General features: G+C 37.4%; 1 pseudogene. It reads right to left on the bottom strand.

What is annotated here, in order from left to right:
• Positions 1-216: pseudogene (locus SB822_RS55255) on the bottom strand (hypothetical protein); the annotation flags it as partial.
• Between the last annotated feature and the right edge of the window lie 172 nt (positions 217-388).

Here is a 388-nt window from a genome sequence, read left to right as displayed (position 1 = left end):
AAACAAATCTAGGGGTATACCAACCTTGTTTTCATCTGTTATTTGTATGTTTAACGCCTCAACTTTCTTACCATCATGTGTCACAATGAAGTCTTCTGAGTATCTGTTATCTATGGACGGTTTGAGAAACACCACTTTCTTTCCAGCTAACATGAATCGTTTCCCGTGACGCTGCAACGCTGTTGATTTCTCAGCAAACATACTTCCTACATCAATTGTTAATGATCCTACTGTTATGATTCATCACCTCCTCCAAGAATGAGTTGTCTATATCTCTTATAATCTTCTTCACTATTAAACGAAAATACTGGAGTTTTGCCCTTTTGAAAAGAAATTCTACCGCCAACTTGAGATAGGTACGCTTGTTTTAATGCATCCTGTTCAAACG

It is taken from the genome of Paraburkholderia sp. SIMBA_054 (assembly GCF_046534875.1).
Classification (GTDB): Bacteria; Pseudomonadota; Gammaproteobacteria; order Burkholderiales; family Burkholderiaceae; genus Paraburkholderia; species Paraburkholderia hospita.
The sequence above is the reverse complement of the archived record's forward strand: the minus strand, read 5'-3'. Positions and strand labels throughout refer to the sequence as shown.